This window comes from Chelativorans sp. YIM 93263, from assembly GCF_028767125.1.
Classification (GTDB): domain Bacteria; phylum Pseudomonadota; class Alphaproteobacteria; order Rhizobiales; family Rhizobiaceae; genus Chelativorans.
The window spans coordinates 1-16,578 of the sequence record NZ_JAKCWP010000016.1; the positions used below are offsets into that span (position 1 = coordinate 1).

Genomic DNA, 16,578 nt, shown 5'->3' on the forward strand with positions numbered 1-16,578 from the left:
CATGCGGCTTCGTGCGCTCAAACTTATCCTTGGCCATCTGAGGTCTCCGTTCTCTTTTGCCTTTCCAGGCCTTTTCCGTTCATTCGTGAGGTCGTCGACCGGATCACGCAAACTTCTTCTGTATCTCCTGCGCGACCGCGCTGGGGACCGGTTCGTAGTGGTCGAACTGCATCGTGTACTGGGCACGGCCCTGGGACATGGAACGCAGGTTATCGACGTACTTAAACATGTTGGCGAGCGGCACCATGGCATCCACCACCGTCGCGATGCCGCGGGCCTCGGTTCCCTGGATCTGCCCCCGGCGCGAGTTCAGATCGCCGATGACGTCGCCGACATAGTCTTCCGGCGTCACGACCTCGACCTTCATGATCGGCTCCAAAAGCTGTGCGCCGGCCTTCTGAGCTCCCTCACGGAAAGCTGCGCGTGCAGCGATCTCAAACGCCATTACAGACGAGTCCACATCGTGGTAGGCGCCGTCGATCAGCGTGGCTTTCACGCCAAGCATCGGGAAGCCGGCCACCGGACCGGAGGACATGACGCTTTCGATTCCCTTCTGCACGCCCGGGATATACTCCTTGGGCACCGAACCACCGACAACCTTGGATTCGAAAACAAAATCCTCGCCCTCGGGATTCGGCTCGAACACGATCTTGACGCGCGCAAACTGACCGGAACCGCCAGTCTGCTTCTTGTGAGTGTAGTCCACCTCGGCCTGCCGGGTGATTGTCTCGCGATACGCAACCTGCGGCGCGCCGACATTGGCCTCGACCTTAAACTCGCGCTTCATACGGTCGACGATGATGTCAAGGTGAAGCTCACCCATACCGGCGATGATCGTCTGACCGGATTCCTCATCCGAACGGACGCGGAAAGACGGATCCTCCGCAGCCAGACGGTTAAGAGCCAGCGACATCTTCTCCTGGTCACTTTTGGTCTTGGGCTCAATCGCAATCTGAATGACCGGGTCCGGGAACTCCATCCGCTCCAGAATGACCGGCTTCAGCGGGTCGCTCAGCGTGTCACCGGTGGTCGTTTCTTTGAGGCCAGCCAGCGCGACAATATCGCCAGCATATGCCGTCTCAAGGTCAGAGCGCGAATTGGAATGCATCTGCAACATGCGGCCGATGCGCTCGCGCTTGTCCTTGACCGTATTGGAAAGTGACACGCCCTTGGACAGAACTCCCGAGTAAATGCGGCAGAAGGTGAGCGAGCCGACATAGGGGTCGTTCATGATCTTGAAGGCGAGCATGGCGAGCGGCTCGTCGTCGGACGATTTGCGAACCACCTCACTCTCGGATTTCGGATCGACGCCTTTAATCGGCGGCACTTCAACGGGAGAGGGAAGAAAATCCACCACAGCGTCAAGCAGCGGCTGAACACCCTTGTTCTTGAAAGCAGAACCACAGAACATCGGGAAGAAGGTAACGTCGATCGTGCCCTTGCGGATCAGCTTACGCAGCTCGTCGTTCGAGGGCATCTCACCCTCAAGATACCGCTCCATCGCCGCTTCATCGACCTCGACCGCGGTCTCTATGAGTTTCTCACGGTACTCTTCAGCCTGCGCTTGCAGATCCTCAGGAATATCCAGAATATCCCACGCTGCGCCGAGATCCTCCGACTTCCAGACCAGCGCCTTCATCTCGATGAGATCGATCACGCCAGCAAAATCGTTCTCGGCACCGATCGGCAACTGCATGACGAGTGGCTCGGCGCCAAGGCGCGTCTTGACCATCTCGGCGGAACGGAAGAAATCAGCGCCGAGCTTATCCATTTTATTACAGAAGATGAGGCGCGGAACCGAATACTTGTCCGCCTGGCGCCACACGGTCTCGGTCTGCGGCTCGACACCGGCATTGGCATCAAGCAGCGCAATGGCGCCATCGAGCACCCGAAGGGAACGCTCCACCTCGATGGTGAAATCGACGTGTCCCGGCGTGTCGATGATGTTGAAGCGCCGCTTCTTGCCGTCTCGGCCTTCCCAGAAGGTCGTCGTGGCAGCGGAGGTAATCGTGATACCCCGCTCCTGCTCCTGGTCCATCCAGTCCATCGTCGCGGCACCGTCATGAACCTCGCCGATCTTATGCGACTTGCCCGTATAAAAGAGCACGCGCTCGGTCGTGGTCGTCTTACCGGCGTCGATATGCGCCATGATACCGAAATTTCGGTAATCTTCGATTTTGTAATCGCGGGCCATCTTAAGCTTACCTCTTCAATCCGCCGCCAGCACTACCAGCGATAGTGCGAGAAGGCGCGGTTGGCTTCCGCCATCTTGTGCGTATCTTCGCGCTTCTTCACCGCCGCGCCACGATTGTTGGACGCATCCATCAACTCACCCGACAGTCGCTCGATCATCGTCGTCTCGTTACGCTTGCGCGCAGCAGCAATAAGCCAGCGAATGGACAATGCCTGCCGGCGCTCCGGACGCACATCAACCGGCACCTGATAGGTCGCGCCACCAACCCGGCGTGAACGCACTTCCACATGAGGCGACACGTTATCGAGCGCCTGATGAAAGACCGCTACTGGCTCCTGCCTGGTCTTGCTCTCAACCTGCTCAAGAGCGCCATAAACGATCCGTTCGGCGACGGACTTCTTGCCATGATACATGACAGCGTTCATGAACTTGCTCACGACCAGATCGCCATACTTAGGATCCGGGTTGATTTCGCGCTTCTCTGCACGGTGACGTCGGGACATGTTCTTCGTCTCTCACCTTCAAGGCCCGGCACCAACAAGGAACCGAAGCCGGGAACCCTTACTTCGGACGCTTCGCGCCGTATTTGGAGCGGCGTTGCTTGCGGCTTTTTACGCCCTGCGTGTCAAGCACGCCGCGGATGATGTGATAACGCACACCCGGAAGGTCCTTCACGCGGCCGCCGCGGATCATCACCACGGAGTGCTCCTGAAGGTTATGCCCCTCACCCGGAATATAACCGATCACCTCAAACCCATTTGCGAGCCGGATCTTTGCCACCTTACGCATGGCCGAGTTCGGCTTCTTCGGCGACGTCGTGTAAACGCGCGTGCACACACCCCGCTTCTGCGGGTTGGCCTGCATGGCGGGAACCTTATTACGCTTCACCGGCGCCTTGCGCGGTTTGCGGATCAGCTGGCTTACGGTCGGCATCAAACCTTCCCTTGTTTCAATCTCGTGCCTCAGCGAACAGGCTCGCCTTCAACGGAACAGCGCTCCATAAGCAAATTCGGGCATCAAACCGTTGTTCTACGGTCCTGCCCGAACATACGCAGAGGAAGCGGCAAGCCGCTTCATGCTCCGGAAAGTCTGTCGCTCGTTAAAACGAACCCTGTTTGAGGCTTGGGCTCCAGAACGCGTCGTTCCGAAAAAAAAGCCTCACATCGGCTCAGACGCCGCGGGTAATACGCGCAACCGAGGCACCCGTCAAGAGTTGATACGCAATAATCTTACCAATCTCGTCGCGCGCAGGTCCCACGCCCGCCAGCGTCAGCTATATGGGAATGAACACGTTGTATTTCCACCCTTCCCCTGCCGTTTCTTCACCATAAATTCAAGCGAGCGGCGCACGCTACCGAATCGCAAGAACACAGGACAATGGATATGGATGACAGTGAGCAAAGACCCGTCATGATCATTACGGGACGGGTCTGGCGCGAACCAGGTTCCGCCAGTGAGGGCGTGCATGTGATGCTGGTGGCTCCGGATGACGACACGGCGGTGCGCCAGGCGCTGGAAGCCCTCGCTCAGGAGGGATACGCGGAAGCCGAACTTGACCAGATCGGCGAAATGGAAGGCGCGCCGGACGAAGAGCCGCACCTCTCCGCCTGGCAGGGCGCTACAGAAGGCGAGATTGCCGTCGTGACATTCGATGAAGAGGAATAAGACCAACGGAGATAATGTTGGCTGATTTGATGGGAAGAGAGCGATCCGCTGGCTAGGTGCGTTGTGCAGGCGATGCCCTGTGGCCTCCCCTGCCCCACCCAAGGACCGGGCTCTCGTGCCGTGGCGGCGCTGCGCCGCGCAATAATTATCTCCTTTGGCAAAACCCCCCCCGAAACCTGCACCATTAGAGCCACAGTTCCGAAGCGGTTTGACAAGGCCAAAAAGAAAGCCGCCGGAGGTCCGGCGGCTTCCATAAAGTTTCCTGTGTGGCGCTATTATTCCGCTGCGCCAGACATGTCGGCAAGCATCGGGTCGGCCGTTTCCGCACCTGACGCCTTGCGGCGCTCGTCGAGAATGAGATCGTCCCGGGAACGCGCAATGCGCCGGATCTGCCCCATGGCACCGCCCGTACCGGCCGGTATGAGGCGGCCCACGATCACGTTCTCCTTCAGTCCCTGCAATGCGTCGACCTTACCTGCAACCGAGGCTTCGGTCAGAACACGAGTCGTCTCCTGGAACGAGGCGGCGGAGATGAAGGACGGGGTCTGCAACGAGGCCTTGGTGATGCCGAGGAGCACGGGCTGACCTTCGGCCGGCTTCTTGCCCTCTTCCACCAGGCGGTCGTTCACCTCGTCGAATTCAACCGAGTCAACATGATCCCCAGGGATATAAGTCGAATCGCCCTGAGCCGTGACCTCGACCTTCTGCAGCATCTGGCGAACGATCACCTCGATGTGCTTGTCGTTGATCAGCACGCCCTGGAGCCGGTAGACTTCCTGGATCTCATTGACGAGGTAGGAAGCAAGTGCCTCCACGCCCTTGATCGCCAGGATGTCGTGCGGCGCCGGATTGCCGTCGAGGATGTAATCCCCTTTTTCGATCACGTCGCCGTCCTGCAGGTGGAACGGCTTACCTTTCGGGATCAGATACTCCGCCGGCTCCTGTGTCGAGTCGTGCGGTTCGATCACGATGCGCCGCTTGTTCTTGTAGTCACGACCAAACCGGACCGTACCATCGATTTCAGCGATGATGGCGTGATCCTTCGGACGCCGTGCCTCGAACAGCTCGGCCACACGCGGCAGACCACCGGTGATGTCCTTCGTACGCGCACTCTCAGTAGGAATACGCGCGATGACGTCACCCGGGGCAACCTTGGAGCCGGGTTCCACCGACAACACTGTTTCCACCGAGAGCATGAAACGGGCATCGCCACCCCGGGCAAGCTTAGCGATCTTTCCTTTGGAGTTGAGGATGGTGATCGCCGGCTTGAGATCGGAACCGCGCGGCGTCGAGCGCCAGTCTATGACCTCACGCTTGGTAATGCCCGTCGACTCATCTGCGGTCTCCTGGACCGAGATACCGTCGACAAGATCCTCGAACGCCACCGTGCCTTCCACCTCGGTAAGCATTGGGCGGGTGTAAGGATCCCACTCCGCGATACGCTGTCCGCGCTTCACCTTATCGCCCTCGTCCACATAGAGACGCGAACCGTAGGTGAGTCGGTGCGACGCACGCTCGGCGCCACTCTCATCCAGGATAAGCGCCGACATATTGCGACCCATGACGACCAGATGGCCCTCGGAGTTACGCACGACATTGCGGTTCCGGATCTTCACCGTGCCCTCGAAGGAAGCCTCCAGGAAGGACTGATCCACCACCTGCGCCGTGCCACCCATGTGGAAGGTGCGCATCGTAAGCTGCGTGCCCGGCTCACCGATCGACTGCGCCGCAATGACGCCGACAGCCTCACCGATGTTCACCGGCGTGCCACGCGCCAAGTCTCGGCCGTAGCAAACAGCACAGACGCCGTTACGCACTTCGCAAGTCAGCGCCGAACGAATGCGTACGCTCTGGACACCGGCATTCTCGATCGCTTCGACGTCGCGTTCCTCAATCTCCTTACCGGCGGGAACGATGACCTCCTCACTCGATGGATCAACGATATCCTCCAGCGCGGTGCGGCCAAGCACGCGCTGACCGATCGAGGCAACAACCTGCCCGGCGTCGACGATGGGCTGCATGGTCAGCCCCGTGTTCGTGCCGCAGTCCGGGGTCGTGACGATGCAGTCCTGCGCGACATCGACGAGACGACGCGTCAGGTAACCGGAGTTGGCCGTCTTGAGCGCGGTGTCGGCAAGGCCCTTACGTGCGCCGTGGGTGGAGTTGAAGTACTCCATCACGGTCAGGCCTTCCTTAAAGTTCGAGATGATCGGCGTCTCGATGATGGAGCCGTCCGGACGTGCCATCAGGCCGCGCATGCCGGCAAGCTGACGCATCTGGGCCGGCGAACCACGGGCGCCGGAGTGCGACATCATATGGATCGAGTTCATCGGCTTCTGCCGGCCGTTTTCATCGAACTCCACCGCCTGGATGCGCTTCATCATCTCGTCGGCGACCTTCTCCGAGCACTTGGCCCAGGCGTCGACGACCTTATTGTACTTCTCACCCTGGGTGATCAGGCCGTCATTGTACTGCTGCTCATATTCCTTGGTGAGCGCCTCAGTCTCGGCAATCAGCTTGACCTTTGAATCGGGGATGAGCATGTCGTCCTTGCCGAACGAAATACCCGCCTTACAGGCTTGGGTGAAGCCAAGGGACATGATCCGGTCGCAGAAGATAACCGTCTCTTTCTGTCCGCAATGGCGATAGACGAGGTCGATCATCTTGGAGATGTTCTTCTTCGTCATCTCCCGGTTGCAGACATCGAACGACACGTTCACATTCTTCGGCAGGATATCACCGATGATCATGCGTCCAGGCGTCGTCTCATGTAACTGCCAGACGGGATTGCCTTCCTCGTCCACCGTTTTGAAGCGGCCCCTGATCTTGGTGTGCATCGTGACAATGCCGTTCTCGAGCGCATGGTGCAGCTCGCCCATGTCGGCGAACACCATCCCCTCACCCGGCTCGTTCTGGTTCATGATGGACAGATAGTAGAGGCCCAGAACCATATCCTGCGAGGGCACGATAATTGGCGCACCGGAAGCCGGATGCAGGATATTGTTGGTCGACATCATCAGCACGCGCGCTTCGAGCTGGGCTTCCAGCGACAAGGGCACGTGGACCGCCATCTGGTCACCGTCGAAGTCAGCATTGAAGGCTGTGCAGACCAGCGGGTGAAGCTGAATGGCCTTACCTTCGATCAGAACCGGTTCGAACGCCTGGATGCCGAGACGGTGCAGCGTCGGTGCGCGGTTAAGCAGAACCGGATGCTCACGGATCACCTCATCCAGGATATCCCAGACTTCCGGACGCTCCTTCTCGACCAGCTTCTTCGCCTGCTTAACGGTCGAAGAATAACCCTTCGCGTCCAGCCGTGCATAGATGAACGGCTTGAACAGCTCGAGCGCCATCTTTTTCGGCAGACCGCACTGGTGCAGCTTGAGCTCGGGACCGGTCACAATCACCGAACGGCCCGAATAGTCGACGCGCTTGCCGAGCAGGTTCTGACGGAAGCGGCCCTGCTTGCCCTTCAGCATGTCGGACAGCGACTTCAGAGGGCGCTTGTTGGCACCGGTGATCACTCGGCCGCGACGGCCGTTGTCGAACAGCGCGTCGACAGCTTCCTGCAGCATGCGCTTTTCGTTGCGGATGATGATGCCCGGCGCGCGAAGCTCGATCAGCCGACGTAAGCGATTGTTGCGGTTGATGACGCGGCGATAGAGATCATTCAGGTCCGAGGTCGCGAAGCGGCCGCCATCGAGCGGAACGAGCGGGCGCAGATCCGGCGGAATGACCGGAATGACCTTCATGATCATCCACTCCGGCCGGTTGCCCGATTCCAGGAAGTTCTCGACCACTTTGAGCCGCTTCAAAAGCTTCTTCTGCTTCAGCTCGGACGTGGTCGAGGCAAGCTCGGTGCGCAGTTCGCCGGCAATCTTGTCCAGCTCCATCCGCTCCAGCATGTTCTGGATGGCCTCGGCGCCGATCATAGCGGTGAAGGAGTCTTCGCCATACTCCTCGACGGCCATCATATACTCCTCCTCGGAGAGGAGTTGATTGTCCTTGAGTGCCGTCAGTCCGGGCTCGGTCACGATGTAGTTCTCGAAGTAGAGAACACGCTCGATGTCCTTGAGCGTCATGTCGAGCAGCGTACCGATGCGCGAAGGCAGCGACTTCAGGAACCAGATGTGCGCGACGGGCGCCGCCAGATCGATATGGCCCATACGTTCGCGCCGCACGCGGGACAGCGTCACCTCGACGTTACACTTTTCGCAGATAACGCCCTTGTACTTCATGCGCTTATATTTGCCGCACAGGCACTCATAGTCCTTGATCGGACCAAAGACGCGCGCACAAAACAGGCCGTCACGCTCCGGCTTGAACGTGCGGTAGTTGATCGTCTCCGGCTTTTTAATCTCGCCGTAGGACCAGGACAGGATCTTCTCCGGGCTGGCCAGCGAAATCCGGATGGAATCGAAGGTCTCTGCCGGCGCCTGCGGATTGAACAGGTTCATGACCTCTTGGTTCATGCCGATCTCCTTTGCGGGACAATGCGTCCCAAAAATCAGTTGTCGGTCGCAGCGGGCTTAAAAGCATCAGCTTTCATTCCTGGCTGCCCGCCATCAACACGGAACCGTGCGCCACCGTTATCCGTGGCGCACGGCCAGATCTTTATTCGGCCGCGTCGGGCAATTGTGCCGGCGACTCGTTGAGACGCGAACTCTCCAACTCCACATTCAGGCCCAACGAACGCATCTCCTTGACGAGCACGTTGAAGCTCTCCGGGATGCCCGCCTCGAAAGTGTCGTCTCCACGTACGATCGCCTCATAGACCTTGGTGCGACCGGCCACGTCGTCTGACTTGACCGTGAGCATCTCCTGAAGCGTGTAGGCCGCCCCATATGCCTCGAGTGCCCAGACCTCCATCTCACCGAACCGCTGACCGCCGAACTGCGCCTTTCCGCCCAGCGGCTGCTGGGTAACCAACGAGTATGGGCCGATGGAGCGTGCGTGGATCTTGTCATCCACCAGGTGGTGCAGCTTAAGCATGTAGATGTAGCCCACCGTCACGCTACGGTCGAACGGTTCACCAGTGCGTCCGTCGTAGAGGGTCACCTGCCCGCTCTTGTCGAGACCGGCATCTTCCAGCATCTCGTTGATGTCGGATTCGTGCGCACCATTAAACACCGGCGTAGCTATGGAGACTCCTCGGCGCATCTGCTCACCAAGCCGAATAACGCTGTCGTCGTCGTACCGACGCACCGGCTCATTATGCTCGTTGTCCGGGATCAGCTTCTCCAGCGTGGTGCGGAGCGGTTTCACATCGCCCTTTTCCTTATAAGCGTCGATAAGCTCGCCGATCCGCTGACCCATGCCTGCACATGCCCAGCCGAGATGCGTTTCAAGGATCTGACCGACATTCATGCGGCTTGGCACGCCGAGCGGGTTAAGCACGATGTCCGCGTGGGTACCGTCCTCGAGGAACGGCATATCCTCGATGGGAACGATCTTGGAGACCACGCCCTTGTTGCCATGCCGGCCGGCCATCTTGTCTCCCGGCTGCATCTTACGCTTCACGGCGACGAAGACCTTGACCATCTTCATGACGCCGGGCGGCATCTCATCCCCGCGCTGGACTTTCTCAACCTTGTCCATGAAGCGGCTCTCCAGCGCGCCCTTGGACTCGTCATACTGAGAGCGCAAGGCCTCGAGTTCGCTCTGCAGCTTCTCGTCCTCGACGGCAAACTGCCACCATTGCGAACGCGGATACTCCTCAAGCAGTTCCGCGGTAATCTCGGAACCTTTCTTGAAGCCCTTTGGCCCGGCAATCGGCGCAGTGCCGACAAGCATCTCCGAAAGTCGTGCATAGACGTTGCGGTCAAGGATCGACTGCTCGTCGTCACGGTCCTTCGCAAGCTGCTCGATCTCTTCGCGCTCGATGGCCATGGCACGTTCGTCCTTCTCCACACCATGGCGGTTGAAGACGCGCACCTCAACAATCGTGCCGTAGGTACCCGGCGGCATGCGCATGGACGTGTCGCGGACGTCGGAGGCCTTTTCGCCGAAGATGGCGCGCAGGAGCTTTTCCTCCGGCGTCATCGGGCTTTCGCCCTTCGGCGTGATCTTGCCGACCAGAATATCGCCTGGCTGAACTTCCGCACCGATGTAGACGATACCGGCTTCATCGAGATTCTTCAGCGCCTCTTCCGAAACGTTTGGAATATCACGCGTGATCTCTTCCGGGCCGAGCTTGGTGTCGCGGGCCATCACCTCGAATTCCTCGATGTGAATCGAGGTAAAGACGTCGTCACGCACGATCCGCTCGGACAGGAGGATGGAGTCCTCGAAGTTGTAGCCGTTCCACGGCATGAAAGCCACGAGCACATTCCGTCCGAGGGCCAGGTCGCCGAGATCCGTCGACGGACCATCAGCGATGATATCGCCCTTGTTGACCTGTTCGCCCACGCGCACCAACGGCCGCTGATTGACGCAGGTGTTCTGGTTCGAGCGCTGGAACTTCTGGAGACGGTAGATATCGACGCCCGACTGCGACGCTTCCAGCTCCTCCGTCGCGCGGATAACGATACGCGTCGCGTCCACCTGGTCGACTACGCCTGTGCGCCGTGCAACGATCGCCGCGCCGGAATCGCGGGCGACCACCGGCTCCATGCCGGTGCCGACAAACGGGGCCTCAGAGCGTACCAACGGCACGGCCTGACGCTGCATGTTCGAGCCCATGAGCGCGCGGTTGGCGTCATCGTTTTCCAGGAACGGGATGAGGGACGCGGCGACCGAAACCAGCTGCTTCGGCGAAACATCCATCAGATCGACGTTCTCGCGAGGAGCCATCATCACCTCGCCGGAATGCCGGCAGACGATGAACTCGTCGGTGAAGCGCCCTTCCTCGTTGATCTCCGCGTTGGCCTGCGCCACGTAGTGCTTGGCCTCTTCCATAGCCGAGAGGTAAACGATCTCCTCGCTGACCTTGCCGTCCAAAACCTTGCGGTACGGCGTTTCGATGAAGCCGTACTTGTTCACACGTGCGAAGGTCGCGAGCGAATTGATCAGGCCGATGTTCGGACCTTCCGGAGTCTCGATCGGGCAGATGCGACCGTAGTGGGTCGGGTGCACGTCGCGCACCTCGAAGCCAGCACGCTCACGGGTCAGGCCGCCCGGACCAAGCGCCGACAGGCGACGCTTATGAGTGATCTCCGAAAGCGGATTGTTCTGGTCCATGAACTGCGAGAGCTGCGAGGAGCCGAAGAACTCGCGCACGGCAGCCGCCGCGGGCTTGGCGTTAATGAGATCCTGCGGCATGACCGTATCGATCTCGATCGACGACATGCGTTCCTTGATGGCGCGCTCCATGCGCAGCAGGCCGACGCGATACTGATTCTCCATCAGCTCGCCCACCGAACGTACCCGGCGATTGCCGAGATTATCGATGTCGTCGATCTCACCCTTACCATCGCGAAGCTCGACCAGCGTCTTCACGACCGCGACGATATCGTCCTTGCGCAGCACGCGGACGGTATCAGGACAGTCGAGCTCCAGACGCATGTTCATCTTGACGCGGCCAACGGCCGAAAGGTCGTAACGCTCGGAGTCGAAGAACAGCGAATGGAACATCGCCTCCGCCGTCTCCAATGTCGGCGGCTCGCCCGGGCGCATCACCCGGTAAATATCGAACAGCGCGTCCTGACGCGTTTCGTTCTTGTCCGCAACCAGCGTATTACGGATGTACCCGCCGATATTGACATGGTCGATATCAAGGAAATGCACCTCGTCGGCGCCCGCTTCCTGCAGGACCTTCAGCGTCTTTTCATCGATCTCGTCACCCGCCTCGAGATAGATCTCGCCGGATTCCGGATTGACGATGTCTTCGGCGAGATAGTTGCCGAGCAGATCATCCTCTGTGGCTCGGATTGCCTTCAGCCCTTTTTCGGCGAGCTGACGTGCCAGACGGGCGGTCATCTTCTTGCCCGCGTCGAGGACGAGTTCTCCGCTATCGGCATCGATGACGTCGGCGGTTGCCTTCATGCCGCGGAAACGCTCCGCCGAGAATGGCACACGCCAACCGTCGCCGTCACGGATGTACGTGATCTGGTTATAGAACGTCGAAAGGATCTCCTCGCCATCCATGCCGAGCGCCATGAGCAGCGAAGTCGCCGGAATTTTGCGCCGGCGGTCGATGCGCGCATGGACGATATCCTTGGCGTCGAACTCGATATCGAGCCAGGAGCCGCGATACGGAATGACACGCGCTGCGAACAAAAGCTTGCCGCTGGAATGCGACTTACCTTTGTCGTGGTCGAAGAAGACGCCCGGCGAACGGTGCATCTGCGAGACAATGACGCGCTCGGTCCCGTTGATGATGAAAGTGCCGTTATCCGTCATCAGGGGCATGTCGCCCATGTAGACGTCCTGCTCCTTGATGTCCTTGATGGACTTGGAGCCCGTGTCCTCATCGACATCGAACACGATCAGACGCAACGTCACCTTGAGTGGCGCCGCATACGTCAGATCGCGCTGACGGCACTCCTCGACGTCGAACTTGGGATCTTCGAACTCGTAATTCACGAACTCGAGCATTGCCGTTCCGGCAAAATCCTGGATGGGAAACACGGATTTGAAAACCGCTTGCAGTCCCTCGTCGGGGCGCCCACCTTCGGGCTCCTCGACCATCAGGAACTGGTCATAGGATGCTTTTTGAACCTCGATGAGATTCGGCATCTCCGCAACTTCGGGAATTTTCCCGAAGAATTTGCGTACCCGCCTGCGACCATTGAAAGTCTGGGTCTGGGCCATCGTCGCTCCTTGCCTGCCGCTTGCCTGCATACGGGCCGCCCCATGGCGGCCAATCCAAACGGATGAAAACCCGTTTCCTGAAAGCCTGATTTCGGGCCCTCAGGAAAAAGGTTTCCACGCCACACATTCCGCCGACGGCCCGCGGACGGCGATCCATCCGCGAGCCGTCTGCGAATTTACTTCAACTCGACCTTGGCGCCGGCTTCTTCAAGCTGCGCTTTGATCTTTCCGGCCTCTTCCTTGTCCACACCTTCCTTAACAGCCTTCGGCGCGGACTCGACGAGATCCTTCGCCTCCTTCAGGCCGAGGCCGGTGATGGCGCGGACTTCTTTGATCACATTGATCTTCTGAGCGCCTGCCTCGGCGAGAACGACGTCAAACTCCGTCTGCTCTTCAGCCGCCTCGGCTGCGGCGCCACCGCCGCCAGCTGCGGCAACCGCAACCGGTGCAGCCGCCGAAACGCCCCACTTCTCTTCCAGCATCTTCGAAAGCTCAGCCGCTTCTAGGACGGTGAGGTTCGAGAGGTCATCAACGATCTTTTCCAGATCAGCCATTTGTTATTTCCTTCAAAGTTCGAACAGTGTTGGGATGAGGAACGGCCTCACGCCGCTTCGTCCTTCCGGGCATAGGCGTCAAAGACCCGGGCGAGCTGACCCGCCGGTGCGTTGACGACCTGTGCGACCCGTGTTGCCGGCGTGGAGACCATGCCGACAATCTTCGCCCTGAGCTCGTCCAGCGACGGCAGCGAGGCAAGCGCCTTCACGCCATCGGCGTCGAGCACGGTCGTGTCCATCGCTCCGCCAAGAATAATGAGCTTGTCATTCGTCTTGGCAAAATCGTTGGCGACCTTCGGTGCGGCGACCGGATCGTCCGAATAGGCAATCAGCGTCTGTCCTTCGAAAAGGGCAAGAATGCCTTCGGATTTCGTACCCTGAAGAGCGAGCTTGGCGAGACGGTTCTTCGCGACTTTAACAGTCCCGCCCGCTTCGCGCATCTTCGACCGGAAGTCGTTTATCTGCGCGACGGTGAGACCGGAATAGTGCGCCACGACCACGCACCCGGTGTTGTCAAACACCTGGTTCAGGTTCGCGACGAACTCGCGTTTCTCCGCTCTATCCACAGCCTTTCTCCAGTTGGCGGTGCCCTTCCTGAGTGCAACCGCCGTTGCCTTTTGCCGACCGGGCAATCACAGTTGGATCACCCGAACGACGCTCGAGGATCCTGCCCTCTTTCGCCGTGCCGCAGACCGGCACCAGACAAAAGACCAACACGGTTCGAACCTATCCACCCTGCCTTCCGGCAAAGCTTCTGTCGGTTCTTACCCGTCTCATGCAGGCTCCGGATCGGAATTAAGGCGAACCGCCTGCAATCTCGGACAGGATTTGCCGAAGGTTACCCTCCGGCTCCCAGGCCATCGCTGGCCCGGAACGGTGAGCCGGGACTTCTCCCGGCACATTCTCTTATGACGCAGTCAAGCTCGAGGTCTCGATCTTGAGCCCCGGCCCCATGGTAGACGTAAGCGCCACGCGCTTGAGATAGTTACCCTTGGCGCCAGCCGGCTTGGCCTTGATCACGGCATCCGCGAAAGCGCGAACATTCTCCGCAAGCGCATTCTCGTCGAACGAAACCTTGCCGACACCGGCATGGACGATGCCGGCCTTTTCAACGCGAAACTCGACAGCGCCACCCTTGGAGGCCTTGACCGCAGCGGCGATGTCCGCCGTGACCGTGCCGACCTTCGGGTTCGGCATCAGGCCGCGTGGTCCCAGGACCTTACCGAGGCGACCGACCAGAGGCATCATATCCGGCGTGGCTATGCAGCGGTCGAAATTGATCTCACCGCCCTGAACCTGCTCTACCAGATCCTCTGCGCCGACAATATCGGCACCGGCGGCTTTGGCTTCCTCGGCCTTATCGCCCTTTGCAAAAACAGCGACCCTCACATCGCGTCCCGTGCCGTTCGGCAGGTTGACAACGCCACGAACCATCTGGTCCGCATGGCGCGGATCGACACCGAGGTTCATCGCCACTTCGACCGTCTCATCGAACTTGGCGTTCGCCCGCTCACGCAAGACCTTGACTGCCTCGTCAAGCGAGTAAACCCGCTTCCGGTCGAGACCTTCGCGGCTCTTGGCCACGCGCTTGGAAATCTTCTTCGCCATCTCTTCAGCCCACCACTTCCAGGCCCATGGAGCGGGCCGAGCCTTCGACCATGCGCATGGCGGCTTCCGCATCATACGCATTCAGATCCTTCATCTTAGCCTCGGCAATCGAACGCACCTTCTCGCGCGAAATCTGGCCGACCGTCTGCTTGCCAGGCTCCTTGGACCCCGACTTCAGGTTGGCTTCCTTCTTGAGGAAGTAGCTTACCGGCGGCGTCTTCATGGTGAAGGCGAAAGATTTATCCTGGTAGTACGTGATGACCACAGGAATCGGAGAACCCTTCTCCATCTCCTGGGTCTGCGCGTTGAACGCCTTACAGAATTCCATGATGTTGATGCCGCGCTGACCAAGCGCAGGTCCGATGGGCGGCGATGGCGTAGCCGATCCCGCGGGAACCTGAAGCTTGAGTTGGCCTGCAACTTTCTTAGCCATTTCTCATCTGCCTCGTTTCATGCCGGCCTTGCCGGCGGTTGCAGTCTGGTGGTGCGGATTCAGGCAGCCGGCTTTGCTCCCCATCCTTCCACCGTTCAAATCCGGAAACCCGGATCGCCGGTCATGTCTTCTCGACTTGACCGAATTCCAAATCGACAGGAACGGCTCGTCCGAAGATCGAAACCTCCACCTTGAGCCGCGAACGCTCCTCGTCCACCTCCTGCACGTGACCATTAAACGACGCGAACGGACCGTCCGAGACGCGCACCTGCTCGCCGATATCGAAGGTCACCGAAGGCTTCGGACGCTCAACACCCTCCTGAACCTGCACAAGGATCCGCTCTGCCTCGGCATCGCTGATCGGCACGGGCTTGGAGTCTCCCAAAAAGCCGGTCACCTTAGGTGTGTTCTTGATCAGGCTGAAGATAGCGTCGGTCAGATTCGCCCTGACGAGAACATAACCCGGAAAGAACTTGCGTTCGGCATCGACCTTGCGGCCGCGACGAACCTCCACGACCTTCTCCGTCGGCACGACGACGTTCTCAATATCGTTGAGCAAACCCTTCTGCCGCGCCTGCTCCAGAATCGAGTCAGACACCTTCTTTTCAAAATTCGAATAGGCGTGGACGATATACCACCGCATCATTTCAAAATGTCTCCCTGTGCCACCGTTTTCAAGCAATCCCGAGGATCAGCTCAATTCCCCATGACATCACTTGGTCAGCGGCAAAAAAGAAGAGCGCGGCCAGCGCGGCAAACGCAAGAACCATTATCGTCGAGATCAGGGTTTCCCGCCGCGAAGGCCATGTCACCTTTGCGGTTTCCGCCCTTACCTGCTGTAGAAAGGTGAAGGGGTTCGTGGTCTTGGAGGCCATACAGTGCTCATCTATTCTTTGAAGCATCCGGAACTGTCAGATGGTTGCAACGTTCACCCGGCGACGTCCGAACATCACGCGAAAGCGGCAAGGCGAATCACCAACTCAGTTCCGAACATACGACAAAGGCGCGTAAAGCCACGCCCGAGCTCCACGCACCGTCACCCGCGTTACATAGTTCCGTTTCTACTGCAGTGCAAGCCCCTTTTCAAGGAGCCAATTGTCGGGACTGGCAGGGGCAGAGGGGCTCGAACCCCCGACCTGCGGTTTTGGAGACCGCCGCTCTACCAACTGAGCTATACCCCTATCCGCTTCGACAACCGCTTGACGCTTCTATTATCGCTTCGCCGATGCTTCAAGCCTAATCGCCGATCATGCCGGGAATATATGTACGCAGCCTGATCGTGCGAACTCTTTTTGCCGCGGGGAGCGCTCGAGGCGCTCCCCTTGCTCTGACTACTCGGTGATGTTTGCGACGATGCCGGCGCCGACGGTGCG

General features: G+C 59.3%; 12 protein-coding genes and 1 tRNA gene. 1 reads left to right on the forward strand and 12 read right to left on the reverse strand.

Annotated features, from left to right (window positions below):
- Positions 1–103: 103 nt before the first annotated feature.
- The 3 genes from fusA to rpsL are packed head-to-tail and all read right to left on the reverse strand — an operon-like array spanning position 104 to position 3,127.
- A complete protein-coding gene (gene fusA, locus LY631_RS20140; RefSeq protein WP_274427405.1) occupies positions 104–2,194 on the reverse strand; it encodes an elongation factor G in 2,091 nt (696 codons plus the stop codon).
- 32 nt (positions 2,195–2,226) lie between these two features.
- Positions 2,227–2,697 carry a 30S ribosomal protein S7 gene (rpsG, locus tag LY631_RS20145; RefSeq protein WP_274427408.1) on the reverse strand — a complete coding sequence of 157 codons (471 nt, stop codon included), beginning with the start codon at positions 2,695–2,697 and terminating at the stop codon, positions 2,227–2,229.
- Positions 2,698–2,755: 58 nt separating this feature from the next.
- Complete coding sequence (gene rpsL / locus LY631_RS20150; protein WP_274427409.1) at positions 2,756–3,127, reverse strand: 30S ribosomal protein S12; 372 nt, start codon at positions 3,125–3,127, stop codon at positions 2,756–2,758.
- Between the two features lie 450 nt (positions 3,128–3,577).
- Between rpsL and LY631_RS20155 the strand changes: the two genes are divergently transcribed.
- Positions 3,578–3,859 (forward strand): transcriptional regulator, encoded by a 282-nt coding sequence (locus LY631_RS20155; protein WP_274427410.1) that lies wholly within the window; start codon positions 3,578–3,580, stop codon positions 3,857–3,859.
- A gap of 275 nt (positions 3,860–4,134) precedes the next feature.
- Here the strand turns inward: LY631_RS20155 and rpoC are convergent, their stop codons facing one another.
- From rpoC to LY631_RS20200, 9 genes are all read right to left on the reverse strand, one after another.
- A complete protein-coding gene (gene rpoC / locus LY631_RS20160) occupies positions 4,135–8,331 on the reverse strand; it encodes a DNA-directed RNA polymerase subunit beta' (protein WP_274427411.1) in 4,197 nt (1,398 codons plus the stop codon).
- 142 nt (positions 8,332–8,473) lie between these two features.
- Entirely contained in the window at positions 8,474–12,610 is a 4,137-nt protein-coding gene (gene rpoB, locus LY631_RS20165) for a DNA-directed RNA polymerase subunit beta (RefSeq protein WP_274427412.1), read from the reverse strand.
- A 176-nt stretch (positions 12,611–12,786) separates the two neighbouring features.
- A complete protein-coding gene (gene rplL / locus LY631_RS20170) occupies positions 12,787–13,164 on the reverse strand; it encodes a 50S ribosomal protein L7/L12 (RefSeq protein ID WP_274427413.1) in 378 nt (125 codons plus the stop codon).
- Positions 13,165–13,211: 47 nt separating this feature from the next.
- On the reverse strand, positions 13,212–13,730 hold the full coding sequence (rplJ, locus tag LY631_RS20175; RefSeq protein WP_274427415.1) for a 50S ribosomal protein L10: 519 nt from the start codon (positions 13,728–13,730) through the stop codon (positions 13,212–13,214).
- 340 nt (positions 13,731–14,070) lie between these two features.
- Positions 14,071–14,772, reverse strand: coding sequence for a 50S ribosomal protein L1 (gene rplA / locus LY631_RS20180; protein WP_274427416.1), 702 nt, complete (start codon positions 14,770–14,772; stop codon positions 14,071–14,073).
- Positions 14,773–14,776: 4 nt separating this feature from the next.
- On the reverse strand, positions 14,777–15,205 hold the full coding sequence (rplK, locus tag LY631_RS20185) for a 50S ribosomal protein L11 (RefSeq protein ID WP_274427417.1): 429 nt from the start codon (positions 15,203–15,205) through the stop codon (positions 14,777–14,779).
- A 121-nt stretch (positions 15,206–15,326) separates the two neighbouring features.
- Positions 15,327–15,851, reverse strand: coding sequence for a transcription termination/antitermination protein NusG (gene nusG, locus LY631_RS20190; protein WP_274427419.1), 525 nt, complete (start codon positions 15,849–15,851; stop codon positions 15,327–15,329).
- A 28-nt stretch (positions 15,852–15,879) separates the two neighbouring features.
- Positions 15,880–16,080 (reverse strand): preprotein translocase subunit SecE, encoded by a 201-nt coding sequence (gene secE, locus LY631_RS20195; protein ID WP_274427420.1) that lies wholly within the window; start codon positions 16,078–16,080, stop codon positions 15,880–15,882.
- 230 nt (positions 16,081–16,310) lie between these two features.
- Positions 16,311–16,386 (reverse strand) — tRNA-Trp (locus LY631_RS20200).
- Between the last annotated feature and the right edge of the window lie 192 nt (positions 16,387–16,578).